Origin of the sequence: Erythrobacter longus (genome assembly GCF_000715015.1) — a bacterium.
GTDB lineage: Bacteria > Pseudomonadota > Alphaproteobacteria > Sphingomonadales > Sphingomonadaceae > Erythrobacter > Erythrobacter longus.
The window spans coordinates 179,245-205,701 of sequence record NZ_JMIW01000007.1 but is presented as its reverse complement, the minus strand read 5'-3'; the positions used below and the strand labels follow the sequence as shown (position 1 = coordinate 205,701).

Annotated in this window: 20 protein-coding genes; 6 read left to right on the top strand and 14 right to left on the bottom strand. The window is 58.8% G+C overall.

Annotated elements, in window-relative coordinates; translation table 11 throughout:
- Positions 1–48 precede the first annotated feature (48 nt).
- The 3 genes from EH31_RS14815 to EH31_RS14805 form a co-directional block, all read right to left on the bottom strand.
- Entirely contained in the window at positions 49–1,398 is a 1,350-nt protein-coding gene (locus EH31_RS14815; RefSeq protein ID WP_034961717.1) for a cytochrome P450, read from the bottom strand.
- Positions 1,399–1,527: 129 nt separating this feature from the next.
- On the bottom strand, positions 1,528–2,820 hold the full coding sequence (locus tag EH31_RS14810) for an ABC transporter permease (protein WP_034961715.1): 1,293 nt from the start codon (positions 2,818–2,820) through the stop codon (positions 1,528–1,530).
- Positions 2,817–3,815 (bottom strand): ABC transporter ATP-binding protein, encoded by a 999-nt coding sequence (locus EH31_RS14805; protein WP_051699334.1) that lies wholly within the window; start codon positions 3,813–3,815, stop codon positions 2,817–2,819. The genes EH31_RS14810 and EH31_RS14805 overlap by 4 nt, the downstream gene beginning before the upstream one ends.
- Before the next feature lie 70 nt (positions 3,816–3,885).
- On the opposite strand from EH31_RS14805, the gene queG reads away from it, so the two are divergent.
- A complete protein-coding gene (queG, locus tag EH31_RS14800; protein WP_034961713.1) occupies positions 3,886–4,938 on the top strand; it encodes a tRNA epoxyqueuosine(34) reductase QueG in 1,053 nt (350 codons plus the stop codon).
- Here the strand turns inward: queG and EH31_RS14795 are convergent.
- From EH31_RS14795 to EH31_RS14770, 6 genes are all read right to left on the bottom strand, one after another.
- On the bottom strand, positions 4,931–6,073 hold the full coding sequence (locus EH31_RS14795; RefSeq protein WP_034961899.1) for a CaiB/BaiF CoA transferase family protein: 1,143 nt from the start codon (positions 6,071–6,073) through the stop codon (positions 4,931–4,933). The two genes, queG and EH31_RS14795, sit on opposite strands and share 8 nt — an antisense overlap.
- Before the next feature lie 38 nt (positions 6,074–6,111).
- Positions 6,112–7,362, bottom strand: coding sequence for an NAD(P)/FAD-dependent oxidoreductase (locus tag EH31_RS14790; protein WP_034961710.1), 1,251 nt, complete (start codon positions 7,360–7,362; stop codon positions 6,112–6,114).
- 65 nt (positions 7,363–7,427) lie between these two features.
- On the bottom strand, positions 7,428–12,125 hold the full coding sequence (locus EH31_RS14785; protein ID WP_034961708.1) for an NAD-glutamate dehydrogenase: 4,698 nt from the start codon (positions 12,123–12,125) through the stop codon (positions 7,428–7,430).
- 196 nt (positions 12,126–12,321) lie between these two features.
- Complete coding sequence (locus EH31_RS14780) at positions 12,322–13,314, bottom strand: LLM class flavin-dependent oxidoreductase (RefSeq protein ID WP_034961706.1); 993 nt, start codon at positions 13,312–13,314, stop codon at positions 12,322–12,324.
- Between the two features lie 19 nt (positions 13,315–13,333).
- Positions 13,334–14,179 carry a tetratricopeptide repeat protein gene (locus tag EH31_RS14775; protein WP_034961704.1) on the bottom strand — a complete coding sequence of 282 codons (846 nt, stop codon included), beginning with the start codon at positions 14,177–14,179 and terminating at the stop codon, positions 13,334–13,336.
- Between the two features lie 14 nt (positions 14,180–14,193).
- The gene (locus EH31_RS14770) at positions 14,194–14,937 is read right to left on the bottom strand and encodes an alpha/beta fold hydrolase (RefSeq protein ID WP_034961702.1); all 744 of its coding nucleotides are present in this window, start codon (positions 14,935–14,937) and stop codon (positions 14,194–14,196) included.
- Between the two features lie 80 nt (positions 14,938–15,017).
- Between EH31_RS14770 and EH31_RS14765 the strand changes: the two genes are divergently transcribed.
- The gene (locus tag EH31_RS14765) at positions 15,018–16,667 is read left to right on the top strand and encodes an alkaline phosphatase D family protein (protein WP_034961700.1); all 1,650 of its coding nucleotides are present in this window, start codon (positions 15,018–15,020) and stop codon (positions 16,665–16,667) included.
- 286 nt (positions 16,668–16,953) lie between these two features.
- Positions 16,954–17,184, top strand: coding sequence for a DUF3892 domain-containing protein (locus EH31_RS17420; RefSeq protein ID WP_081853437.1), 231 nt, complete (start codon positions 16,954–16,956; stop codon positions 17,182–17,184).
- A 35-nt stretch (positions 17,185–17,219) separates the two neighbouring features.
- Here EH31_RS17420 and EH31_RS14755 read toward each other — a convergent pair whose 3' ends face one another.
- The 3 genes from EH31_RS14755 to EH31_RS17670 all read right to left on the bottom strand — a co-directional run bounded on the left by EH31_RS14755 (position 17,220) and on the right by EH31_RS17670 (position 18,310).
- Positions 17,220–17,411 carry a helix-turn-helix transcriptional regulator gene (locus EH31_RS14755; protein WP_034961696.1) on the bottom strand — a complete coding sequence of 64 codons (192 nt, stop codon included), beginning with the start codon at positions 17,409–17,411 and terminating at the stop codon, positions 17,220–17,222.
- Positions 17,412–17,492: 81 nt separating this feature from the next.
- Positions 17,493–18,134 (bottom strand): hypothetical protein, encoded by a 642-nt coding sequence (locus EH31_RS14750; RefSeq protein ID WP_034961695.1) that lies wholly within the window; start codon positions 18,132–18,134, stop codon positions 17,493–17,495.
- Positions 18,134–18,310, bottom strand: coding sequence for a hypothetical protein (locus EH31_RS17670; RefSeq protein ID WP_161782156.1), 177 nt, complete (start codon positions 18,308–18,310; stop codon positions 18,134–18,136). Before EH31_RS17670 ends, EH31_RS14750 begins: the two co-directional genes overlap by 1 nt.
- A gap of 568 nt (positions 18,311–18,878) precedes the next feature.
- Between EH31_RS17670 and thrS the strand changes: the two genes are divergently transcribed.
- Entirely contained in the window at positions 18,879–20,864 is a 1,986-nt protein-coding gene (thrS, locus tag EH31_RS14745; RefSeq protein ID WP_034961693.1) for a threonine--tRNA ligase, read from the top strand.
- Positions 20,865–20,867: 3 nt separating this feature from the next.
- Complete coding sequence (locus tag EH31_RS14740) at positions 20,868–21,611, top strand: sulfite exporter TauE/SafE family protein (RefSeq protein WP_034961691.1); 744 nt, start codon at positions 20,868–20,870, stop codon at positions 21,609–21,611.
- Positions 21,612–21,636: 25 nt separating this feature from the next.
- Here EH31_RS14740 and EH31_RS14735 read toward each other — a convergent pair whose 3' ends face one another.
- Complete coding sequence (locus tag EH31_RS14735) at positions 21,637–22,395, bottom strand: DUF1223 domain-containing protein (RefSeq protein ID WP_206742045.1); 759 nt, start codon at positions 22,393–22,395, stop codon at positions 21,637–21,639.
- 261 nt (positions 22,396–22,656) lie between these two features.
- On the bottom strand, positions 22,657–23,622 hold the full coding sequence (locus tag EH31_RS14730; RefSeq protein WP_034961894.1) for an agmatine deiminase family protein: 966 nt from the start codon (positions 23,620–23,622) through the stop codon (positions 22,657–22,659).
- Between the two features lie 109 nt (positions 23,623–23,731).
- Here EH31_RS14730 and glnE point away from each other — a divergent pair, with 109 nt between their 5' ends.
- A complete protein-coding gene (gene glnE, locus EH31_RS14725; protein WP_034961690.1) occupies positions 23,732–26,455 on the top strand; it encodes a bifunctional [glutamate--ammonia ligase]-adenylyl-L-tyrosine phosphorylase/[glutamate--ammonia-ligase] adenylyltransferase in 2,724 nt (907 codons plus the stop codon).
- The last annotated feature ends 2 nt before the right edge of the window (positions 26,456–26,457 follow it).

Here is a 26,457-nt window from a genome sequence, read left to right as displayed (position 1 = left end):
GAATACGTAAGCCAGGCGCAAAAGGTTACACTTTGGCCGCCGAAAAAATCAAAATTGCGTGATTTCGACCTCGAGCTTGCGGAAACCGTGCACGAAATTGGCGCGCACCCGCTCGACATCACCGGCCACGTGAACCCGCATCCGCCGCTTGTGCATTTCTTCAAGAAGAATGCGCAATTGCAGCTCTGCGAGACGCGCACCCACACAGCGGTGAATGCCATAGCCAAAGGCGATGTGGCGTTTGGCGTTCTCACGCGAAAGGTCGAGCGTGTGAGGATCAGGGAAGATTTCTTCCTCGTGATTGGCAGCCAGATACCAAAGGATGACTTTTTCACCCTTCTTGATCGTCTTGCCAAACACTTCGGTATCTTCGGTGCAGGTGCGGCGCATATGCGCAAGCGGGGTCTGCATCCGCAGCATTTCCTGAACCGCGTTCGGAATGATGTCGGGGTTCTCTTCGAACTTCTTGCGCTGATCCGGGAATTTGTCGAGCGCGTGGACGAAGCCGCTCATCGAATTGCGGGTGGTGTCATTGCCGCCCACGATGAGCAGGATGAGATTGCCCATGAACTCCTCAGGGCGCATCTGGTTCATCGCCTCGGAGTGGATCATCATCGAGATGAGATCATCGCCGGGCTCTTTATCCTGCGTCCGCTCGATCCAAAGCGATTGGAAATAGGCCGCCATTTCGTGGAGGAAACCCCAGCGCATTTCATCGAGCTCGCGTACAGTGGCAAGCTCGGTATCGCCGGACCAATCCGACCAGAAGGTGAGCAGGCGGCGGTCTTCCCAAGGGAAGCCGAACAAGATGGCGAGCATGCCGGTCGTGAGCTCGATAGAGACCTTGTCGACCCAATCAAACACTTCGCCGCGCGGGAGGGAATCGAGCAGTTCGCCCGTTCGTGCACGGATTTCCGGCTCCATCGCGGACATGCCCGATGGCGTGAATTTGGGGGCAACAGTGCGGCGCTGGCCGGTGTGCTGCGGGCGGTCCATCGCAATGAACATCGGCAATTCGCGGCGATCGACGCCTGCCTCGGCGAGCTCTTCTTCGCTCAGCCGGTCAAGGATGGTGATGCCGCCGTGCTCCCAGCTAGACGAGAACACTTCGGGCAAGGCTTCGATATGCTGGATCGCCTTGTGGCCGACCACGGACCAATAAGGGCCAAAGGGGCTGTCATCGATATAGTGGAGCGGTCCGGCTGCCTGCATCTCGGCAACAATCGGCTGCCATTTGTCCTCGTAATAAATGTCCGAGCGGCTCAAATCCCATTTGTGGGAGTGCGTCGGAACATCCTCGGGATGCTTTGCGAAGTGTTCTGTGAGCGCCTTGTAAGCGGTGGGCGAAGTGCGCACTTCGGGACGCGCCATTGGATTGTGCGGTGCTACGGTGGCCATGTCTCTCTCCTGTAGGAAGCACGACTCTTCTCCCGTCGCACTATCCCCTCAAGTGTCATCCTGCCTTAACTGACAGCAATGTCAATATGAGTTTTGATCCGCCACTTATTTGGTCTGTTGTTTAGGCAACTATTCAGCTGGCTCCATTTGGGATGCTTTGCGCCGGAAAGACCAGCGCTTTTTCTTCGTGCCAGCATTGCCTGATTTCATCACTTTCTTGCGGAAGAGCATAGAGCCGCCTTTGACGAGGAGCACTACCCAGACCATCTGCCATGCAAGCGCGCCGATATGGGTCCACAAGGTCTCTTCCAAAGCTGCGCGGGCCAGCATCGCAAAAGGTGAGGACAACGGGAAGGCAATCGCCACCATCTCCAGCGCGGAGCCGGGCTGTGTGATGGTGTAGGCGGCAAGGAAGAACACCATAAGCTGCATCATGGTGACGGGCATGGACATGGTCTGAACTTCGCGAACCGTGCTCGCCATTGCGCCAATGGTCAGGAACAGCGCGCCCAAGAGCAGATAGGCCATGGAGAAATAGAGGACGCCGAGCAAAAGGAACATCGACCAGCCAACCGCAGGGCCGGGAAGCTCGCGGAAATTGGTCTGTGTGACGGTCACAATCGCGTCCTCTGCAATCGCCCAAAAGCCCCAGCCAAGCGTGCCCCAAACGGCAATCCCGACGAATGATACGCCCAGCATCGCGAACAGTTTGCCCATGAATACCGAATCCATGGGGATCGCAGCGGCAAGGATTTCGATGACCTTATTGCCCTTTTCCTCAGCCAGATTGGAGAGCACCATTCCAGCCAAAAGCATGGTCAAAAGGAACATCACCATTTGCGCAGCCTGCGCTGTACGAATGCGGTTTGTGCGTTCGGACGCTGCGCTCGATGTGACTGTTGTCGTCTGCGAGGAGGGAACCGTGAGCGGGCTTGCCGCCATCGCCTCGGCCGCCATTAATTCGACCGGGCCTTTCCACCGCCGAACTTGCCCTTCGGTGCCGACCACTTCGGGCGCGCTGAGCGTGCCGGTTATGATTGCGGCGTAATTGCCTCGGCGCTCTTCCATGAATGCGCGCGCGTCAAAGGCGGGATCGTCCGCTGCCTCGGTGACTTCGCGCAGCACCGGGACCGCGCCCCCCAATTGCGGGGCGAGCCTGTTACGCGCAGCCATAAGGGCCGCGCTGTCGTCTGCGGCCATGGCAACGCCCACTTCGATGACGGCGGCCTGGCGCGATACTTGCCCGCCAATACTGCCTGCCAATCCGCCCACCAGCACCGGGAACAGCGGGCCGATCAGGAAGAACAGGAACGCGCGGCTGAACAGGACAGCGACAAAATCGCGCCTGGCAATTACCCATGCCGCTTCGAGTTTTGACAGACGCGGAGATGCGTTGATTGCAGCTTGGCCCTCGGCGCTCATTTGGCGTCTCCTTGTTGATCCGCCTCAAGCTGTCGTGCTGCTGCCTCGCCAGCAATTGCGACAAAGGCATCGTGCAGACCAGCACGCTCGATAGAGAGCGACAAGATACCCGCTTCCCCTTCGATCAAAGTCTTGAGCAGCGGTTCGACCCCTGTTTCGGGCAGCGGGAAGTAGAAAAAGTCGCCTTCGCGCCGGGTCTCTTCGGGAAGGGCGCTGGTCCACCCTCCCTCGCGGGCTCTTGTCTCAAGACGGACTTGTGCCGGGATGCGGTCACGCGCTGTCTCAACGCTGCCTGCATAGGGCACTTTGCCACCGGCGATAATGGCAACGCCTTCGCACAGGCGCTCGGCATGGTGGATGACGTGGGTGGAGAAAATCACCGTCACGCCGTCTTCGGCAAGGTTGCGGATCATCCCTTCAAGCTTACCCTGATTGATCGCGTCGAGCCCTGAGAAAGGCTCATCCAGCACCACAAGGCGCGGGCGATGGACCAGAGTGCCGAGCAATTGCACGGTTTGCGCCATGCCTTTGGAAAGCTGGCGGATGGTGCGGTTTGCAGCGTGCGCCAGATCGTGGCGCTCCAGCAATTCCATGCCGCGCTCGCGACCTTCGGCCAAGGAAAGCCCGCGAAGCGCGCCCATAAAGGCAATCGCCTCGATAGACTTCATCGCAGGGTAAAGCCCGCGTTCTTCCGGCAGATAGCCGATCAGGCGGCCAATATCGTGGGGTCGGTCGTGGCCAAAGATCATCCGCACGCCGTCGTCCGGGTCGATGATGCCCAGCAGCATCCGCAAGGTTGTCGTCTTGCCTGCGCCATTTGGGCCAAGCACACCGTAAATCGCGCCCTCGGGCACTGACAGATCGACGCCATCGACCGCCTTCGTGCCATCAAAGCTTTTGACGAGCCCGCGCGCTTCGATGGCCAAGGGACGATCCTCGGCATTCGCACCTGATTGGAGGCTTGTATAAAGTGGTGAGCCGTTGTCTGGCGTCATGTGATCATTTACCGGCATATGCATGAAAAGGGCAGTTAAGGCGTGAAACTGAACGGGAGCAACCCCAACCATGGTTAACGGGCCTGCAACTTCTGGGCTTGAAGAACGCATTGGCGCCAAGGCGAAAGAGCTTGGTTTTGCCAGTGTTGGCTTCACGACGGCTGCAGAAGATCCCTTGCGCGCCAAACGGCTTGAAGAATGGCTGGGAGAAGGGCGTCACGCCACCATGGAGTGGATGGAAAACCGCCTCCACCACCGCCGCTCTCCGCAAGGGTTATGGCCGGAGGCCAAGAGCGTCATTGCGCTTGGCATGAGCTATGCGCCAGCACTTGATCCCCTCGCGCTTGAAGAGGCGGGAACCCGCGCGCGCATTTCTGTCTATGCACAAGGCAAAGACTATCACGATGTGGTGAAGAAGCGGCTGAAAGCACTGGCGCGGTGGCTAGTGGACGCGGTGCCGGGTACCGAGCTGAAAGTCTTCGTCGATACAGCGCCCGTAATGGAAAAGCCCTTAGGCGAGGCCTCAGGGATTGGGTGGCAGGGCAAGCATACCAATCTGGTAAGCCCGGATCATGGCAGTTGGCTGTTTCTGGGGGCGATTTATACGACGCTCGAATTGCAGCCCTCGACACCTCACCGCGACCAATGCGGGTCGTGCCGCGCGTGTCTCGACAGCTGTCCCACCGATGCCTTCCCCAATGCCTACACCATCGATGCAGGCCGCTGCATTTCATATCTTACGATTGAGCATAAAGGGCCAATTGCGGAGGAATTTCGCGCGCCCTTGGGCAATCGCATCTATGGCTGTGATGATTGTCTGGCGGTGTGCCCGTGGAACAAATTTGCCAGCGAAGCCTATGCCGCAAGCGAATTCCTGCCCCGCGCTGAGCTGACCGCGCCGCGATTGGCGGAACTGCTGGCGCTTGATGATGCAGGGTTTCGGGCGCTTTTTTCCGGCTCTCCGATCAAGCGGATCGGGCGCGACCGGTTTGTGAGGAACTGCCTTTATGCAGCAGGCAATAGCGGGGAGCCATCACTGCTCACCCAAGTCGAGCCTTTGATCAAGGACGCCGATCCGGTGGTCGCTGAAGCCGCCGCATGGGCAAGAGCTCAGCTCACCTAGGGTTCTGACCCTGGTCTTCGTTATTGTGCTCACCAAGCAAGGGTGCATCGCCAAGCGGGCCTTGCTCCCAATCGCTAAACCGGTTGGGATCGCGCATCTGAAAGAGCGCGCCTTCGCTGGGGTGGTGCGACCGCTCAAAAAAGCCAGTCGCGTTCAAGTGCTCGTCCTTGATCACTTCATCAAGATCAACTGCAGGCATACACGGGATGTTCGCCCCGCGCATGATTTGAACGCATTCATCCGTGGTCTTGGCCGCGCTCAGCTCGCTGATTTTTGCGTAAAGCTCTGGCGCACAGCGCACCAGCGTCGCGGTGTCTTTCCAGCGATCCTGGCTTGCAAATTCAGCGTCACCCAAAAGCTTAACCACCAGCGGGAAATGCGGAAGGATATAGGGCACGATGCTGATCCATCCGTCTTTGGTCTGGAAAGGCTGACGGTTGGGGTCGACCTGACGGCTGTAGCCTGCGCCATTGTTGGGCGGATCGAAGGTGTGGCCGTCCAAATGCTCTTTCATCATGAAGCTTGCGAAGGCTTCGAACATGGGCACTTCGATGTGCTGTCCGCGCCCGGTGCGCAGGCGGTGGGTGATCGCAGCCATCGTGGCATAGGCGGCGTGGAGCCCCGCGACCTTGTCTGCGATGAGCGAGGGGAGATAGCGCGGGCGTTCATTCCCATCGACGCGCGGCAAAAGCGATGTCGTGCCGGTCGCAGCCTGAATGACATCGTCATAGGCTTGAAGCCCTGCATAAGGACCGCCTGATCCAAAGCCGACGCAGTGGACGTAAATAATGTCAGGCTTAAGCGCTTTGACCGCCTCATAGCCAAAGCCGAGCCGCCCGATAGCCTCTTCGCGCACATTGTGGATGAACACGTCTGCCTCGCTCAAAAGGCTGCGCAAACGCTCCACATCCGGGGTCTGCTTAAGGTCGAGCATCAATGATTTCTTGCCGCGATTAAGCGCAATGAAACCGGGGCCCATGCCCGGTGTTTTCGCATGCTTTGCCCCGTAGCGGTAGACATCGCCCCCCGGCGCTTCGATCTTGGTGACCTCGGCGCCGTAATCGGCCAAAATCTGCGTTGCATAGGGGCCAAAAACAACGCTCGTGAGGTCGACGACCTTTAGGCCTTCGAGCATCGGCAAATTGTCTTGCGGGCCTATTGCCAAGGTTTAGCTCACATCATCTCTTTGATAGGAACTTGCGGGTCGGCAAGCAGCGCAGGATCAATCTTGCCCGGCTCGCTTTCCAGCAATTTGCGCCCTTGGACGTAGTCCTTCATCGTGCCGACACAATCAAAGGCAATGGGCCGCCCTTCCTTCATGTAGACAACCGTGAATTTGCGGGTCGCAGGGTCCCCGCGCACGATCGTGTCGTCATATCCGATGTTGAGCCCGGCGGTCTGGAGCTTCAAATCATACTGGTTGGACCAGAACCACGGCAGCGCGTGGTAGGGCTGTTTGTCGCCCATGATCGCCTTTGCCACTGTGTTCGCCATATCATTGGCGTTTTGCACCGATTCCAGCCGGATCACGGCGCTGTCGGCAAAGGGGTTGGCGTGGGCGGCGCAGTCTCCAATAGCAAAGACATCGTCCAGCGTCGTGCGGCAGAAGACATCGACATCCACTCCATTGGAGCCTGCTGCGCCCGCTACGATGAGCGGGCCAACGGCTGGCACAATGCCAATGCCCACGATGACCATGTCGCAAACCAGTGTCTCGCCATTGTCCAGCAGCACGCCGGTAACGTGGCCATCCTCGCCGATCACTTCTGCGACGCCTTGATTGAGGCGAATATCGACCCCGTGGCGGGCGTGTTCGGCGGCGTAGAATTCCGAAATCGCAGGGCCAGCCACCCGGGCGAGCAAGCGGTCCTGCATTTCAACCACAGTCACTTCGCAGTCGAGTTTGCGCAGCACAGCGGCCGCCTCAAGCCCGATATATCCGCCGCCAATGACAACCGCGCGCCGTGCGCCTCTTTCAAGGGCATCCATCATCCCATCGGCATCGCGGCGATCCCGAACGTAGAATATGCCTTTGAGGTTTGCGCCCGGAATGCCCAGCCGCCTCGGGTCTGCTCCGCCTGACCAGATCAGTTTGCGATAGCCAATTTTCGAGCCATCCAACAAAGTGAGTTCATGGCGCATCCAGTCGATTTCGCTGACGCCGTTGCCAAGGCGAAGCTCTACGCCCTTTTCGGCCCAGAACTTCTCTGGCCGGATCATAATCCGTTCCCAGGTCTTATCGCCAGCAAGGTATTCCTTGGACAAAGGCGGGCGCTCGTAAGGCGGGTGAGCTTCGCGCCCGATCATCATGATCGATCCCTCATGCCCTTGTTGCCGCAAGGCAATCGCCGCCTGCGCACCGCCATGGCCAGTGCCAACAATCACGACATCAGCCGATGCCGAGGTAGGTCCCGTTTCACTCATGCCGCGTGCGTTCGCCCAAAACGTGGGCTTTCGTCAAGCTTGAAGCGCCGAAATGAATGGGGCGATCACCGCTCCAGCAGGTTACGAGCCTGGCTTGCGATCTGGGCGAGCGCTGCAGGGGCAACAGGTGGCGCATTTTGAGCTCTTGCGATCATGGACCGGAATTGCACAATCGCCCGAGCATTGGTCTCTGCCCAGCTTGCAATCGCGCCTTGGGGGTCGTCCTTGCCCCCTTTACGACGGGTGAGGCGGCGCAAAAACTCGATCCGCATATGCTGGAAATCGCGTGCAAGCCCATCGACCAGCAAACGCTCCCACACATTGGAAGGCGACATATGTGCCGCCACCCCTTGCGCCCAATCAATCCCGATGCGCCGCCCGATATCGCCAAATGCCTGGGTGAGTACGGCAGGGTCAATCCCGGCTTTAAGCGCAAGACTGGCAAGGCCCACTGACCCGTCATAGTCGAACAAATCCGCCACTTTGCCAGCAAGATCGGCAGGCGCGCCCTGTTCGATAAAGCTTGCGCGAAGAGCGTTTGAGCGATCCAGCGTGTCCCCGCTAAGAAGGCTTTCGCGCTGTTTGTTCAACACGTCCACGCCCGCGTTAAGTTCAGCCACCATGGCGCCTGCTTCGACCCGGCCACCGGTTGTGCGAAGAACATCTGACATCAGATTGCCAACCGCTGCTGCTGCTCTTTCAAGCAGGGTGATGCGCGCAGGCTCTGGCATGGTGGAGGCGTCAATATCCGCCCACAACGTCTTGAGGTCATAAAGCCGTTCAACCACCACAAAGGCGGCGGCGACATCGCTTAAGCCAACGCCTTCTTCTTCGGGCAATTCAAACGCATGGATCAGGCCCAGCCGATTCACGATCCGGTTGGAAAGATCGGTTGCGATCAGTTCGCGCCGCAATTGGTGATCGCGGATGTAGGAGACATATTTGCTCTGCATCGGCTTTGGGAACAGATCGATGAGATTGCTTTCGAGCACCGGATCATCGGGCAAACCGCTTGCCTCGATCGCGTCCTGCAGGGCAAGTTTGGTGGAAGAGAGGATCACCGCAAGCTCTGGCCGGGTAAGCCCTTTTCCGTCCGCTGCGCGCCGCATATAGGTTTCGCTATCGCCAAGCCCCTCGGTGCGCCGATCAAGCGCGCCCATTTCCCCAAGGCTTTCAATCAGGCGAATATAAGAGGCGCTGGCCTCGGCCCCGCCTGCCTCTGCGATGGAAAGGGCAAGCGCTTGCAGACGGTTGTCCTCCAGCACGATCTCACCCACTTCGTCGGTCATCTGGGCCAGCAGCGTGTTGCGCTTTGGCGTGGTGATTGCGCCGTCACGGGTGGCAGCGGCAAGGGCGATCTTGATGTTGACCTCATTGTCCGAGCAATCGACCCCGGCTGAATTGTCGATGAAGTCGGTGTTGATGCGGCCCCCGTTCAGCGAGAAGGCGATACGCCCGGCTTGCGTAATGCCAAGGTTTGCGCCCTCGCCAATAACCTTTGCGCCAACCTCGCGTGCATCAACGCGCAAGGTATCGTTGGCAGGGTCGCCCACTTCGATGTGGTTTTCGCTTTCCGCCTTGATGTAGGTGCCAATGCCGCCAAACCACAAAAGGTCCACTTGCGCCTTCAGAATGGCTGAAATCAGATCGTCCGGCCCGATTTCCTTCTCTTCAATCCCCAGCATCGTTCGCGCTTTTTTGGAAAGCTTGATGCTTTTTGCTGCCCGCGAGAAAACACCGCCGCCTTTGGAGATGAGGGCAGGATTGTAATCCTCCCAGCTCGACCGTGGCAGGTCGAACATGCGCTTGCGCTCTTTCCAGCTGGTTGCGGGATCAGGATCGGGGTCGATAAAGATGTGGCGGTGATCGAAGGCTGCGACCAGCTGAATAGCTTTGGACAAAAGCATCCCATTGCCGAACACATCGCCCGACATATCGCCGCAGCCAGCGACGCGCACGCTGTCTTTCTGAACGTCGACCCCCATCTCTAGGAAGTGGCGCTGGACGCTGACCCAGGCGCCTCTGGCAGTGATGCCCATTGCCTTGTGGTCGTATCCGTTGGAACCCCCACTTGCAAAAGCATCGTCGAGCCAGAAACCAGCATCTGCCGCAATGCCATTGGCAACGTCGGAGAAGGTGGCCGTGCCCTTGTCAGCGGCAACCACGAAATAGGGGTCTTCGCCATCGTGCACACGCACAGCCTTGGGGTGGACCACTTTGCCGTTCACGATGTTGTCAGTGATCGACAAAAGCGTGCGGATGAACACCTGATAGCTTGCCCGGCCTTCTGCTGCCCATGCGTCGCGGTCGATTGCGGGCGATGGCAGTTCCTTGGGATAAAAGCCGCCCTTCGCCCCGCTTGGCACGATCACCGCGTTTTTGACCTTTTGCGCTTTCATCAGGCCCAGAATTTCAGTGCGGTAATCATCGCGCCGGTCAGACCAGCGAAGCCCGCCACGCGCTACTGCGCCAGAGCGCAAGTGAATGCCCTCAACCCGCCGCGAATAGACGAAGATTTCGCGCCATGGCACAGGCTTTGGAAGACCGGGGACTAGGGCAGAATCGATCTTGAAGGCGAGCGCTTCTTCGGCCGCTGGCGCAAAGGCGTTGGTGCGCAACATCGCGTCAATCACCGCGCGGTACAGCCGCAAGAGCCGGTCGTCATTGATCGCGCTGACTTTGGCGAGCCCCCTGGTGAAAGCTGTAATGGCAGACTTGATCGCCATCTCCCTTTCGTCAGAAGTGGCGCCTGCAAGATCGGGGTCATGGCGCGCTGTAAACAGGTCAACCATGGCAGCGGTAACATCGCTTGCCCGCTCAAGCGCATCGACCACGGGATAGATGGTGAAGTTCGCACCCGTCTGGCGCAGATAGCGATAGATTGCGCGCAGCCACACGGTCTGAGCCGCGCCAAGGCCATTGGCGACTACAAGCCGGTTGAAAGGATCATTTTCCGAATGGCCGTTAAGCACTTCTGCAATCGCGTTTTCGATTGCATCTGCGCGTTCGATCAGCCCGTCAATCGATGCCCCTTGCGGCGCGATCAGAGTGTATTCGTGGATTGTCCCAAGCGTGCCCCCCTCAAGCCGGGTGGGCACTTCGGACAGGACGCGAAAGCCAAAGTTTTCGAGCACCGGCACCGCATCAGACAGCGCAACCCGGCCCTCGACATGGTAGATTTTAAGCCGCAAATCGCCGCGCGTGTCATTGTCGAGCTTATACAGGCGGCACGACCGCGCTTCGGGTGCTTCGCTGGTCGCGATTGCGTGAAGCTGCGTGATATCGCGCGCTGCTTCTGCTGCGCCATAACGCAAGCGGTAACCGGGTGGGAACGCTTCGGCATAGCGCTGCGTGATCGCGGCGACGCGGGCGCTATCATTGCCCTTTGCAAGATGGGTTTCGACCGCCTCGCTCCAACCTTTGAGAAGGTCCTCGAGCTGCGCTTCAATCGCCTCAGCGTCGGGCATTTTGGCAATGCTGCGCGAATCAAGCAGGAATTGCAGCATGGCAAGCGAACCGCCATCGACTTGCAAATTCCAGCTCAGCAAATCGAGCCCGGTGGCCTCGGTCAAAAGCGCCTGGATTTGTTGTCTGAGTTGTGTCGAGAGATAGTCGCGCGGCAGCCAGACAAAGGCAAAGACGTGGCGACCAAGCGGCGATTGCACCAGGATGATGCGCGGGCGCGGACGGTCAACAAGGCTCATCATCGCGCTTACAAGCCGGGTGATATCCTTTTCTTCGAACGAGACCAGAAGATCGCGCGGCAAAGCGCTAAAGGCATGCGCGAGCGCTTTTCCGGCATGGCCTCTGGGGTCAAAGCCAAGATCCGCTGTCATAGTGGCAAGCGCGTTGCCGATGATGGGAACCTTGGACGGCGGCGCGGCGAGAGCGGCGCTGGTCCAGACGCCGGCATGAACGCTGAGCGCGGTTAACTTCTTGCCCTCTCTAACCGGCACAAGGAACACATCCAAAGGCGTGCGGCGGTGAACATTGGAGACCTGATTGGCCTTTACCGCCAGAAGCTTGCGGTCAGGTCCGCCTTTTTCGAACCATTCAAACGCGCGCTCAAACGACGCATCGGCAAGGATAGCCTTGGCGCTCTTGCGGCAAATGCCAAGCGCATCGCTGGTCTCGCCATCGCGGGTGCGGGTCAAAGAGCCAAGCTGTGTCAGCATCCCGCCATTGAGCCAGTCGAGCAGCTTTGCGCTGTCGCTTTCCCCAAGCGCTTGCGCATCGCGGGCCATGACGCTGCGCATCTTTGGCCAATCAGAAACGGCCGCGCGCACGTCTTCCAGGGTGTTGCGCAGATCGCTTAAAAGAGCGCGGCGCTGTTTTGCATCGACACGCGGTGTTTCGATGTAGATGAGCGATTCTTTGAAGGCATCCTTGTCGCCGATCGCTGTGAGGAGACCGTCCTCGTCGCGCGTGACGGGCGCAATGGGGTGGAGCAGTTGGTCAATCCCAAGGCCGCTTGCCGTGATCGTCGCAGCGATGGAATCGACCAGAAACGGCATATCATCATTGATGATAGCGATGCGCAGGCGCCGTTCACTTGTATCAGATTCGTGATGGATGACGCTGCTCGACGAAGCGCGCTTTTGGGCAGCCACAAGCAGGAACTCAACCGCGCCATCAAGGTCCGATTTCTCGATTTTTGTCTCACCGGGAAGGATCGAGGCCACAAGGTGCTTGGACAGCGCTTGCTTGAGGGTTTTGGGGGAGGCTTTTGAAGCCTTTGAACTCGCATCAGACTTCACGCTCATCGCCTAGGGCTCCTCTCCTGGCCTAAAGGCCGTCGCCACTGAAACATTGCCTCTGAAACATCGCCTTTGAAACCCGGCGGCACAGCCATGACATGGCCTGCAGTTCCATTAGACCTGTAATTTTATTATAACGGGACATTCTTATCGTGCCGCCCAATACAGCCCCTTGGGGTGCGCGTGCAAGCCCGATTAGCCCTTAGGCTGCAACGCTTTGGCACGCTTCAACGGTCAGCTCGAGCGAGCGCAGGCGCGCGGACGGATCATAGGTCGCGCCGCACAGGATGATTTCATCTGCGCGCGTGCGTTCGACGAAGGCTTCGATGTCTGCGCGCACCTTTGCGCGCGTGCCCATAGCGGCGGCCTGGCTCAAGTGATCGAGCATGGCGCGGGCAGGCGCGGGAAGCGTCGATGTATAGTCCGCAATCGGCGGTGGCAGCTTGCCCGGCGTGCCCGAGCGAAGCGCGACAAAGCTTTGTTGCTGGCTCGACGCGATCAGGCGGGCCTCTTCCTCGGTGTCAGCGGCAAAGACATTCATCGCGACCATCACATGGGGTTTTTCAAGCGCTTCGGATGGCTGAAAATCGCGCCTGTAAACTTCCAATGCGCTGTCGAGATGATCGGGGGCAAAGTGCGCGGCAAAGGCATAAGGCATGCCAAGTTTCGCGGCCAGCTGCGCGCCAAACAGGCTTGATCCCAGCATCCAAAACTCGACATTTGATCCAAGGCCGGGCGTGGCGGTGATGGGTAGCTCAACATCGCCGGTCAAAAGCGCGCGCAGTTCGAGCACATCTTGCGGAAAATATTCAGACGCCTTGTGAAGGTCCTTGCGAAGCGCGCGTTGCAATTCTGGCCCTGCACCTGGCGCTCTGCCCAGCCCAAGGTCGATGCGGCCGGGAAAAAGCGCGTCCAGAGTGCCGAATTGTTCCGCGATCTGAAACGGGGTGTGATTGGGCAGCATAATGCCGCCCGACCCAATGCGAATGGTGTGTGTCGCATTGCCGATATGGGCGAGCACGACGGAGGTTGCTCCGCCAGCGATCCCGTCCATCGTGTGGTGTTCCGCGACCCAGAAACGCTTGCAGCCCAGTTTCTCGGCATGGCTTGCGAGTTCGCTTGCACTGGCGAAGGCTTCGGACACGGTCCCGCCTTCGCGAACCGGTACAAGGTCGAGAACGGAAAACTGCGTCATGGATGATCCCTTCCAGCGGCTAACTTGCTGCTGGTTCAATTTGCGCAAGATAGCCTTGCGCGGTCAAGGCCTCAGGGCTCGACGGCGCCAAATCGATCACCGATTGCCAGCTTGTCCGGGCCGCGTCCTCGCGCCCGGAAAGCACTGCGATTACGCCTGCCTCAAGACCGATCGCCGGGTCTGCCGGGGCAAGCGTGCTGGCCTCCTCAATCGCGGTTTGCGCCTCGTCCAAACGCTCCAACCGGCGCAAAAGTGTGGCTTTTAACAGCCAGGTGCCTGCTTCATCAGGGATAAGCTGTGTCGACAAATCAAGCTCGGCAAGCGCGTCTTCCAGCTGGCCTGTCGCAACCAGAACGCGGGCCAAATCCGACGCGATGATCGCTTGCATGGGGGCAGAAGCGGCGGCCTGTGCATCGCTGCGCGCCGTTTTCAAAAGCGTGGCCGAACGCTCCAGATCCTGCGCTGCCAAAGCCGCATTGCCAGCCATGGCGCCAAAGCGCGCCTTTGCTCGCATTTCGTCGCCGGGCGTATCATCGCGCGCGGCGATAAAGGCACCAATTGCATCGTCCCAAAGGCCAAGCTCGGTCGCGGCTAGCCCAAGGCAATGGTTTGCAAGGATTCGGTCGCGCCCCGCGCTATCATTGCGGCGCAGCTGTGCAAGGGAGTGCGCGCGCGCTGCCTGATCTGGCAACATCCCAAGGCACTCTGCGAGCCAAAGAGCGGCAGGGTCTTGCTCAATGCTTTTTTCCTGCGGCGCACGCTCAGGGCGATTGCGCAGCTCGTCGGGCGTGCCAAGCGGGCTGATCACCGATGGATTAGGGCCAACCTGAAGGGCAAGAACCAGAAGGGATGTGATGAGGGTCAATTTCGGAGATTCCGTTAGTAAAAGCTGTCCACCAACGCCAAAAGCTGCGCGATATCGGCCTCGCGCGAAAGGCGGTGGTCGCCATCCTTTATCAATGTCACCTGTACGTCATCCGAACGAAGCGCTGCGGCAAGCTTGATACTGATCGCCCAAGGTACATCGTCATCGCGTTGGCCGTGGATCAGGCGAACGGGCGCATCAATCGGGATTTCACTCAGCAGCTGCAATTGCTCCTGCGCATCGGCATAAAAGCCCGGGTGCGTGGGGGTGGGCTCTGGGCCGTAAGGGTTTTCTTCGAGCACAATCTCGCGCCGTAGCAGTTTTTCCCGCTTGGCTTCGCTAAAGCCCCAGACGGTGAAATCGGGCGCCGAGGCGATGCCGATAATCCCGGCGAGCCGCTTTCCCAAAGCGGCTCCTAACAAAAGCATCAACCACCCGCCCATCGAAGAGCCCACGACCAGCACTGGGCCTTCGACATAGGCGTCAATCAGAGCCAGCACCTCGTCGCGCCAGCGTGACAAAGTGCCATCGGCAAAGTCGCCCGAGCTTTCCCCGCAACCGGTGTAATCCAGCAGCAGGCATGCGCGCCCTTTTGCCTTGGCATCTTCAAAAATAGCGGTCGCCTTGCCGCCTGCCATATCGGACATATAGCCGGGCAGGAATACGAGCGTTGGGCCCAAAGATGATGAACTCCCAGCGGTGTGCTTGAACGCAACGCGCCTGCCATCGGGCATTTCGTGAAAACGTGTGTCGGTCATCGGCTTTTCTTGCCCACAAGAGCGTATTTAGTGCAAGTGTTGTCATCAAGCTGACCGGGAGAGCGGCTAGGAGAGGCAATATGACAAAGACATCAAAATCTATCGGCACACCGTCCGTCACTCGGCGCGGGGTTTTTGCTCTTGCGGGAGCCTCCGCCGCCATTGCCGCAACCCCATCCGTTGCGACCACCCACGGCAAGGGCTTCACCCATAGCGTCGCCAGCGGTGAGCCGCAAAGTGCAAGCGTGCTTTTGTGGACGCGCTATGTCGCAGGCGAAGAGACCACTTTGACATGGCAAGTGTCGCCGCGTGAAGACTTTGCCGACATCGTGAGCGAGGGCGAAGTTGTGGCTTCTGCGACCCGCGATTTCTGTACCAAGGTGATCGCTAAAGGCCTGTCTGCCGACACATGGTATTTCTACCGCTTTATGTCGCCCGAAGGCACCGTGTCACCCATTGGTCGCACGCGCACTTTGCCTGAAGGCCCTACTGCGAATTTCCGCATGGCGGTGTTTTCATGCGCCAACTTCGGGTTTGGCTATTTCAACGCCTACGCGCACGCAGCCGAGGCCAATGACGTGGACCTCGCGGTGCATCTTGGCGACTATATTTACGAATATGGCGGGGACACTTATCCGTCCGAAAACCAACGCCACCCTGATCGCCGCGTTGCTCCGGGCGGAGAAATTGTCGCGCTTGCTGATTACCGCTTGCGCTATGCGTCCTACCGCGCAGACCCGGATTTGCAGCGTCTGCATCAAGTTTTGCCTATGATCGCGGTGTGGGATGACCATGAAAGCACGAACGATTCATGGAAAGACGGTGCGCAAAATCACCAGCCTGAGACAGAAGGCGATTGGGAGGTCCGCAAGGCCATCGCCAAACAGGTCTATCGGGAATGGATGCCGGTATCCGATGAACCCTACGCCGCCTATGACGTGGGCGATCTGGCAACGCTTTTCCGCATCGACACACGGCTGGAAGGGCGCGAGGAACAGTTTGACCTCGTCGGCATGATCCGGGATTCGCAAGGGCCCGATGAGATACGCGAGATTTACCGCGCGCTTCGCGAGGGCGCATGGTCAAATCCTGATCGCCAGCTTTTGGGCGCGCCTCAAGAGGAATGGCTGATCGATGGGTTCGCGTCTTCAAAGGCGCGCGGTGCCACATGGCAGGTGCTTATCCAGCAGGTTTTGATCGGCAAACTCTCCGCGCCCCAAGGCATTGCGGGCCTTTTGGGCGACAATGTCCCCGAATTTGCCCGCGCGCGCTTGACCGCCGCAAGTCTTGCCGCCGAAGTGGGCTTGCCGCTCAATATGGACGCATGGGACGGCTATCCCGCCGCGCGCGACCGCGTGTTTGACGGTGCGCTAGAGGCGAATGCCAACCTCGTCGTGCTGGCAGGTGACACCCACAATGCGTGGGAATTTGCCCTCAAGCATAAGGGCGAGCCCGTCGGCGTCGAATTCGCCACAAGTTCGGTCAGCTCACCGGGGTTTGAAGGCTATCTTTCAGGCTTTCCCCCCAAGGCGCTAGCCGGTCTTTTGGTCCAGACCAATGAGGAGCTTCAATGGGCCGACACATCGCAGCGCGGATATATGGTGGTGGAGCTTACACCTGATGCCGCGACTAGCGAATGGCGGTTTGTCAAAGGCATCAAAACCAGATCAACCGAAATCGCCGAGACGAGGACGGCGATTGCCAAGCCTCGTCCCGATTTTGCGACCTAGGTCCTGACCCTAGCAGGTCGCCTGCGAGAGCCTTTCAAAGCTGATGGGTTAAGTATCGGGCTGTGTGTCAGTCTATTACTCAGATTTCGCAAGGTTTATCCCCGCCGAATCATACGGCCTCGCCTTCGATTCCGCGCTTTGATCCAGTACAAAAAGATTGAGCCGAGGTGATTCAGACCTCGGCTCAAAAACGAAACCGACGCGCAGGACGGTCCCGACTGCAAACCCGTAATGAGGGCCTAGATTTAACAAATCAATCCTGCGCGACAGATTTAAGGCAAAAAATATGAAGCGAAGAATTGTTGATGCAAAGGCAGATCTCGACGGTGACATCACCCATGTCCGGTTCGATGGAAACACCAACTTTACCTCGGTTGGCCGCGCAATACCAATGGCCCGCCGCGGCGATATTCAGGGGGTGCACGTTGTCGAACGAAAAGGGGCAAAAACTCACTTGAGAACGAACCCTGACAGGCAATCACGAAACAACCTAGACCATATGGCGGGTGGCAAATAGATAACTCGGGGCGGGCTTTCGGGTCCGCCTCGTTTTCAATCCCGGCTGAAAATCTGTTCAATCGCCAGCTCGAAAATTTCCGCGATGGAAAAGGCGAGGGGGAGCGAAGGGTCATAGCGGCCTTTCTCGATGGCATTGACGCTTTGGCGCGATACGCCGAGGCGGTCGGCCAGGTCTGCTTGCGACCAATCGCGTTCTGCGCGCAGCACTTTGAGGCGATTTTTCATGTCTCGTCCCCGATCATACATCGCCCCCAATCATACATGGCCCCCAATCATACATGGCCCCCAACCATACATGGCCCCCAATCATACATGGCCCCACGTGCCATAGGTGATGCGGTTGACCACCGAGCCAAGGGCAAGGCCTGCAAACCAGATGATTGCATACCAATAGGCGTCGATATGCGGGACGAGGTCTGCGCTTTCGAGCATGCCCCAGACAGAGGCCGCGCTCATGGCAAGAGCTGAGGCGACGAGCGTCTGGCGAATGGTCAGCATCCGCATAAACTCATCGGTTTCCTCAAGGATAAGCCGCCCGATTGCCCAAAAGAACCCAGCGACGGCAAGGCCGGGCAACACGCCCACCCCAAGACGCACCGCATAGGGTAAATCGCCAAGCCTATCGAGGAAGGTGAGCGCTGCAAAAGACGCAAGATAAAGCGAGGTCAACACCGCCACTCGCTTGATATAATTGCGCTGTGCCTGACCTTTGGTGACGCAATCGCCCGTCCCTGCTTCGTTTTTGTTCAGCATCGACATGAAAGCGGCTGCCATACAAGCAAGCGGCACAATCATAAGCGTGAAAGCGGTTGCCTTGCCTTCGATGGCTCCTGACAAGACGAGCCCGACAACCGCGCCGCTCGTGCCAAAGGTCATGCCGATCCAGAACAGCGGGCCGCGGCCAAGAAAGCCAGCGGCTTTGCCCGGTTTTGCGGTGTCCGCGTTCATCAGCCACAAACCTTCGAACAGCGTCCGCTCTTACCCTGGATCGAGCCGTAGGCTGCACCAACCAAACCCATGGTGATCCCGAAACTCGCGGCCGAGCTAAGGTCAAGATAATTGGTGTAGAACGCGGTCGCGATGATGATTGCGGCCCAGATGAGAGATTTGTGAGTTGTCGTCATTGGTCAAGTGTCCTTTCAACTATGGAAAGCATACTTGTCATTGATTCGGATGAATGTCAAGCCTGCTTTCCAAAATGACCAAGCTGCTTTCCTACATGGGGGCCTCGGCATAGGGTACGCGCTTTGGCGTCCCGGTGCCTTATCCCCTGTTTGCAAAGGGTTTGAATGGTGGCTGATTTGAAAGTTGACACATCAATTGCGCATTTTGCGCATGACCTTCTGTTTCGATTGAATTTGTTGGAAAATGGGAGATTTTCAAAGGGCAGGCTTCGGTGTGCCATCGGCCCCGTTTTTTTCCGCATTACGGCGCATGATGACGCATGATGACGTATGATGACAGGGCGAGATTTCATCCCTATATACCCGCTCATGGCAAAGATGCTGACCATCACTACCACAACACCCACGGATTTCCGGGGGCGGCTGCTGCCAGTTTGATCCAGCACGCCGCGTCGCCCGGTTTCGAGGTGGCGCAGGTGTCCTCCCTGAAATCGGTTAGAACCCAAACACCGCTCTTTGCGTGCGTGACTTGATGTCCTAAAGCGCGCCAAACGATACGGAATAGACAATGACCGAACTGCTCAAAATCAGCCTTCCCGATGGCTCGTTACGCGAGGTGGAGCCGGGTTCAACGCCTTACGATGTCGCCGCCGCGATTGGCCCTGGCCTTGCCAAAGCCGCTTTGGCCGCGCGCGTGAATGGCGAAGTGCGCGACATCAATCGCCCGTTTGATGGCGACGCTGAGCTTGCGCTGATTACGGCCAAGGATGAAGAAGACGCGCTGGAATTGGTGCGCCATGACTATGCCCACCTTCTGGCAGAGGCGGTGCAGGCTTTGTGGCCGGGTACGCAGATCACCTTTGGTCCGGCGACCGATGATGGGTTCTATTACGATGTGATGGCGCCCTCTTCGCGTGAGCCGTTTGGGCTCGAAGACTTGCCCGCCATCGAGGAGAAGATGCGCGAGCTTATCCAGGCGGACAAACCGCTTCGCCGCGAGGTGTGGAGCCGCCAGCAGCTCATTGAGAAATGGGAAGCCGAGGGTGAGGCGTTCAAGGCTGAATGGGCCAAGGAACTGCCGGAGAACGAGGAATTGACGGTCTATTGGTCGGGCGATGACTGGCTCGACATGTGCCGGGGTCCGCACTTGGCATCGACCGGCAAGCTTGATCCGCAAGCCTTCAAGCTGATGCGCACCGCTGGCGCTTACTGGCGCGGCGACCAGAAGAATGCGCAATTGACGCGCATCTACGGCACCGGCTGGCTCAACAAGAAACAGCTGAAAGCACACCTCCACCGGCTTGAGGAAGCGCAGCTGCGCGATCACCGCAAGCTTGGCCGCGAGATGGATCTTTTCCACCTTCAGGAAGCGGCCCACGGCAGCGTGTTCTGGCACCCCAAGGGCTATCGCATCTGGCGCGAGCTTGAGGCCTATATGCGCCGCAAGATGGACGGCGCTGGCTACCGCGAGATCAAGACCCCGCAGGTGATGGACGCTCGCCAATGGGAGCGATCGGGCCACTGGGGCAAGTACCGCGAGAATATGTTCGTCATCCCCGACGAGGTGCCCAACACCGAGGATGAAGGCGACATAGTCTCCAAGGACGCAGACTGGATGGCGCTGAAGCCGATGAACTGCCCCGCGCACGTTATGGTCTTCAAGCAGGGCATCACGTCCTATCGCGACCTTCCGATCCGGCTGGGCGAGATGGGGTGTTGCCACCGTAACGAGCCGCACGGCGCGCTCCATGGCCTGATGCGCGTGCGCCAGTTTACGCAAGACGATGCGCACATCTTCTGCACCGAGGATCAAGTTGTGGAGGAGGTCCAAGCCTTCATCACCTTGGCCGATGAGGTCTACGGCGACTTTGGGTTTGAGTATAAGATCAAGCTCGCGCTTCGCCCCGAACAACGCTTTGGCTCGGATGCGGATTGGGACAAGGCGGAGCAGGAACTGCGCGATGCTCTGACTGCGAATGGGCTTGAGTGGGAAGAGCTTCCCGGCGAAGGCGCGTTCTATGCGCCAAAGCTGGAATGGCACCTCACTGATGCGATTGGGCGCACATGGCAGGTGGGCACTATCCAATCGGACCGCGTGCTGCCCGAACGCCTCGATGCGACATATATTGGCGAGGATGGTGAGAAGCACCGCCCCGTCATGCTCCACCGTGCGATCTTTGGTTCGTATGAGCGCTTTATCGGCATTTTGATCGAACACTTTGCAGGCCGTTTGCCCGTGTGGCTCGCGCCAACGCAGGCTGTGGTTGCGCCGATTGTTTCGGACATTGATGGCTATGCGACGGGAATTGAGGCGAAGTTGGAGGCGGCTGGCATTCGCGTCGCAAGCGACCTTCGCAATGAGAAGATCAACTACAAGATCCGTGAGCACTCCCTTGCGAAGGTTCCGCACCTTCTGATCGTGGGCAAACGCGAGGAAGAGGAAGGCACGGTTGCAATCCGCACTTTGGGTGAGAAGGACCAGAAGGTCCTGCCGCTGGATGAGGCAATCGCGATGCTAACCAAGGCTGCGAGCGCGCCGGACCTTAGGGCCTAGGGCTTGGAATTTCTCGACGGGTTTAGCGCAGCTCAAATTGCGGTTGCGGTTGCAGCGACCCTTGGTGCCGCCTTCATTCGCGGGCTGACGGGGTTCGGATTTGGCATCTTGCTGGTGCCGATCCTGGCGCTTGCCCTGACCCCGGTTGAGGCTGTGCTCTCGATCAACATCATGGCGGGGCTATTGGCTTTGACCGAAATCCGCCTGATCCTGCGCGAAGCAGAGCGAAGTGCATTTGTGATCGGTGCTTTGGTTGTGGTCGCAACTGCGCCGGGTCTGATGCTGCTTAATGCGACCCCTGCCAATCTGGCGCGGCTTTTGATCGCGCTAATCGCTTTGTCGGCCTTTTTCGCGATCCTTTTGCCAAAGCGCGGCGCTGCCCAGCCCGGTCCGATAACGACGGGCGCAGTAGGTCTATCAGCAGGCGTGCTTACAGGATTTGCTGCGATGCCAGGGCCGCCTGTTGTGCCCTATTACGTAGGGCGCGATATTCCGCGCATGACGGCGAAAGCCTCGATGATTGGCATTTTCGGCATCTCGGCCATGGCAGGGATTGGGTCAGGCGCAGCGATCGGCGTGCTTCAATGGCGCATTGTGGTGCTCGGCCTTGCGCTCTTCCCGCTGGTGATGCTTGGCAATTGGGCAGGCAGCCTTGCGTTTGGCAAGGTGAGTGATCCGGTGTGGCGGGGTTGCGTTGGCGTGGTTCTTGGCGCGGCGGCCATCGCTGCGCTGGTCAAGCTGATTTAGGACAGGCGCGCTAAATGAGCCCTTGCTAGTTAAGCCAACGCGCAGCGAGCACCGGGCCAGCATTCACTTCGCGAAGCACCAGAGCATAGCGATCTGCGCCGTCGATATTGAGCGCGCCTTTGGCAAGGGCATGGCTCGCTTCGCCGCCCTCCCAAACTGCCAATCGCCGTTCGCCCTTGAGAACATTGGTGTACGCAATGCTGCGGCCTCGGTTCTCTCCCCGGCCAATGGCGACCTCAGCTCCGGCGTCAACTCCGACCAGCACAAGTTCAGCCTGCCGGCGAGTTTTTCCAGCCAGCCCGATGCCGAACCCTCGCGCATCGCTACCGCGAACCCGAATTGCGGCGTCCACCTTTGCACCGGCGCGCGCGATCTTGCTGCGTATTGCGTCTTCGCGTGAACCCACTTCGCCAAGTTGCCCTGCAACGACCAACTGCGGGGTGTAGACCCCGTTGTATCCGCTAAGTCCGCGCTGCGCGTAAGCGCGCTGAAGGTCGGTGTTGGCTTCAGATGCGAGGCTGTCTTTCCATCCCAGATAATCCCAATAGGTGACCGGCCGCGAGATCACCACGATCCCTTCTTCCTGGTCGAGCCTTTTGGCCAAGCGGTCTGCCGGAGGGCACGATGAGCATCCTTGGCTGGTAAAAAGCTCGATCAAAACGGGTTCTGAGGGGGCAACATAGGATTGCGCGCCGCCGCTTTCGGGAAGCAGAGCAATGCCTGCTGCCAAAATCCCAGCGCCTACGATGGAGGCCTGAAAATACGGACGCATAATTTCTCTCACTTGGTTTTTCTCAAGTGGAGTTTCGCGGGGGATTGGGATTGGTTACACCTTAAAGGAGTGCGACCCTAAAAGCCGGTCCTAAAATGGGAGCGCTTGGCCCGCAAAAACCAGTGCGGCAGCGCAAGATAACACGACAACGCTGTTCAACGCTTCGGTTTGGCGTGCTTTTGCCGCCATGAATGTGCTGCGGGACAGTGCGATTGCTCGGCTCATCTTTTCGCTAATCGGCCCAAAGTCCTAACGATCAGTTAAAATCGAGCCTCAGGCACAGGGCATTTGCTGGCTTGCGCAATGAAATCCGCCGCCGCCTGCCAGCACCGCCTCAGCGGGAAGGCCTACGGTGGCACGGTCTGGGAACAGGGCCGCGATGGCTTCGACCCCCGCTTCGTCATGGGGAGAACCAAAGGTAGGTACCACCACAAGATGAGTTGTAATGGCAAAGTTCACATAGCTTGCAGGCTCAATCGCGCCATCGCGGGTGATGAGGCCGGGTGAGGGAATGGTGATGACCTCTACGCCCAAATCCTCAGCACGCGCCTTTGCATCGGCGTAAATGCCCGCATTGGGGTCGTCAGCGCCCGTGGCCTCAGGCACCACAAGACGCCCCGGCCCGACAAAGCGGGCAAGGTTATCGACATGCCCATCGGTGTGGTCATTGATCAGTCCATCACCCAGCCACAATATCCGATCAAATCCCAGAATCTTTGCAAGTTCAGCCTCAATCGCCTCACGGCTCATTCCCGGATTGCGATTGGGGTTGAGGAGACATTGCTCAGTCGACGCGGCAAGGCCTGTCCCATCGCCGTCCACCGCGCCGCCTTCAAGGATCATCGGTGACACTTTCAAGCGCAGGCCAGCATCATGGGCAAGCTCTTCCCCAATCTCTTGGTCGCCCTCCATCAGATATTTGCCGCCCCAGCCATTAAAGCCAAACCGGCAAGCGGTGCGCCCATTGGCACCCGTCACAACCAAAGGCCCGGTGTCGCGCAGCCAGATATCGCCAAAACTGCGCCGTTCGAGCGTTACGCCATCGCTCACCAGCGATCGGGCACGGGCCTCGTTGGCTTTATCTCGAACCAGAAGGCGCACCTCCTGCCCGCTATCGGCCACCGCATTGGCAAAGGCGGCGATTTGTTCTTGCGCCGGGCCAAGCCAACCGGGCCATTCTTCGGCAAGGTGCGGGAATCCAATCCACAACCAATCCTGGCGGGCCCATTCTGGCGGCATCAATGCCAGCTTTTCTTGGTTGCTCACTTATTCATTCCAATCGATTCAGATCGATTTCTCTTACAGATGAGCTTGCAGGCAGCAAGCAGCTTGGCCAAGTGTGCGCGCGATGACGGAACATGACGATCAGAATTGGAAAGGGGCTTTGACCCGTGCGCGCGCCCATGCGCCGTTTCTGGCACGCTCTCTTGATCGTCAGGAAGAACTCGAGCGGCTTTTAACCGCAGGCGAGGGGGAGGCAGCGCTTGAGTGGTCGCGGGGTCGCGGGGAGCACGAGGATGCAGGCATTGGCCTTCGCCGCCACCGTCTCGGCCTTGCAACTACCCTTGCGATTGGTGATCTTGCTGGCGCATTCTCGCTTGCCCGCGTCATGCAGGAACTGAGCTGCTTTGCCGACTATGCGCTGGATAAAGCGATCCGCACCGCGATCTGCGACCGGACAGGCGAAGATACAGGCAAAGGCATGATCGCTTTGGCTTTGGGAAAGCAAGGTTCGCATGAGCTCAACTATTCTTCGGATATTGATCCGATCCTGCTCTATGACCCTGAAACCCTACCGCGCCGCGCCAAAGACGAGCCGGGCGAAGCAGCGCAGCGTTATGCGCGTTCCATCGTCAAGCTGCTGTCTGAAAACACGGCGGAAGGGTACGTTTTGCGTGTCGACCTGCGCCTGCGTCCTGCAAGCGAGATAAGCCCGCTCGCAGTCCCCATCGCATCGGCCATGACACATTATCAAGGCCAAGCCCTCGCCTGGGAGCGCGCCGCATTTATCCGTGCCCGTGCAGCGGCAGGAGACGTTCAGGCGGGAGAGAGGTTCCTCATCGAAATTGCGCCCTTTGTCTGGCGCCAACAGCTTGATTTTGGGGCGATTGAGGAAATCCGCAAGCTCACCCACCGCATCCGCGAAGAGTATGACGGACCGCCAAATCCGGGACCGGGTTACGATGTAAAACGTGGGCGCGGCGGCATTCGGGAGATCGAATTTTTTGCACAAACCCATCAGCTCATCCACGGCGGGCGCGACCCTTCTCTGCGTTCGCGCAGCACGCGCAAGGCTCTCGACGCGCTTGCCAATGCAGGCCGGATTGAGGTGGATCATGCGCGTATTCTGGGCGAAGGCTATGACCGACTGCGGGTGATTGAGCACCGGTTGCAAATGGTCGAAGATCGCCAAACGCACAGCCTTCCCCAAGGCGAAAAACTGGAGCAGGTGGCATTGCTCGATGGCTTGGGGAGCGGCGCTGCGCTTGTTGACGAGCTGACCGAGCTGACCTCGCGGACCGGCGCAATTTATGACGAACTTATTGGACAGGCAGCCCCCAAGCCTGCCCCCACACCAGAGCCAGAGACCCGCGCGAAAGAGCTAGCGGCGCTCGGGTTTGATGAACCCGACCTTCTCGCTCAGCGCATAGAAGGTTGGCGCGACGGGCGATTTGCCTCGGTCCGTTCGCCTCAGGCTTTGGAAGCGTTCGACCGGCTGCTCCCCTTATTGCTCAACGCCATTGCACAAAGCGATGATCCGGGCCTTGCCATCACCCGTTTTGAAGGGGTTATCGAGCGCACACAGAGCGCGATAACCCTCTTCCGCCTGCTCGCAGCGGAGCCTGCTTTGATCGACCGACTGGTGGCTGCGCTGACCTTGTCGCCGGTGCTGGCTGGAACCCTTGCCCGCAGGCCAGAGACGCTCGACGTGCTGCTTGAACGCGAGCCGATTGATTTCAGCGACACCTATGCGCGCACGCTTGAACACATGCGCGACGGCGCAGAGCGCGATGATTACGAGGCCAAGCTTGACCAGATCCGCCATGTCATCAGCGAGGCGCGCTTCACCTTGGGGATCAGCCTGCTTGAAGCAGAGCACAAACCCTCGCGTATCGCGGCGGCTTTGTCTGAAATTGCCGAAGCGGCGATCACGGCTGCCCTTGAGGCAGCACACGAAGAATTTGCGCGCACGCATGGCCGAATTCCCGGCAGTGAGCTTGTCGTCCTAGGGCTTGGGAGGCTTGGTGGAGGCGCGCTTTCGCCTGCCTCTGACCTTGATATGATTTACCTGTTCACTGGTGATTTTGCTTCAGAATCGGACGGGGATAGGCCGCTTGGTGCAACGCTTTACTACAATCGCCTTGCAAGCCGAGTGAGCGCAGCGTTGAGCGTTCCGACGGCGCAGGGCGCTCTCTACGAAGTGGACACAAGGCTTCGCCCTCAGGGCAAGCAAGGCCCGCTTGCCGTGTCGGTGGAGGCCTTTGCCAAATATCAGGCGACTGCGGCTTGGACTTGGGAGCATATGGCCTTGAACCGCGCGCGCGTCCTTGCAGGCTCATCGCAGGCGAAGGCGCAAGTTGACCGGGTTATTGCCGATACGCAATGCATGGTTCGCGACCCGCAAAAGCTTAAAGCAGACGTGCTTCAAATGCGCGCCGATATAGCTGCGCACAAAAACCCCAAGGGCGAGCTTGATGTAAAGCTTCTTCGTGGCGGATTGGTGGATGTGGAGTTTCTCGTCCATTTCCTTCAGCTTCGTCATGGGGCAACGAACGCAGCCGATCATCCAGCGATGCTCTCCCCCGATTTTGCAAGCGCTATCCCTGCTCTGATTGAGCAAGGCTTGCTCGAGCGGGAACTTTGGCCTGCCTACGATCTTATGACTGATGTGCTCGTTGCAGGACGGTTGCTTGCCCCTGAGGGAAGCAAGCCACCGCCCGCAGCTGCCAAAGCCCTTGCGAACAGCTGTGGGCGCGCTAGCTACGCTGAGCTTGTTGCCGATGTAGCAACAGCGCGCCAATGCGTCGCGCGGTGTTGGGCGAAGAGTTTTGACGAGAATTTGGAGACTTAAAG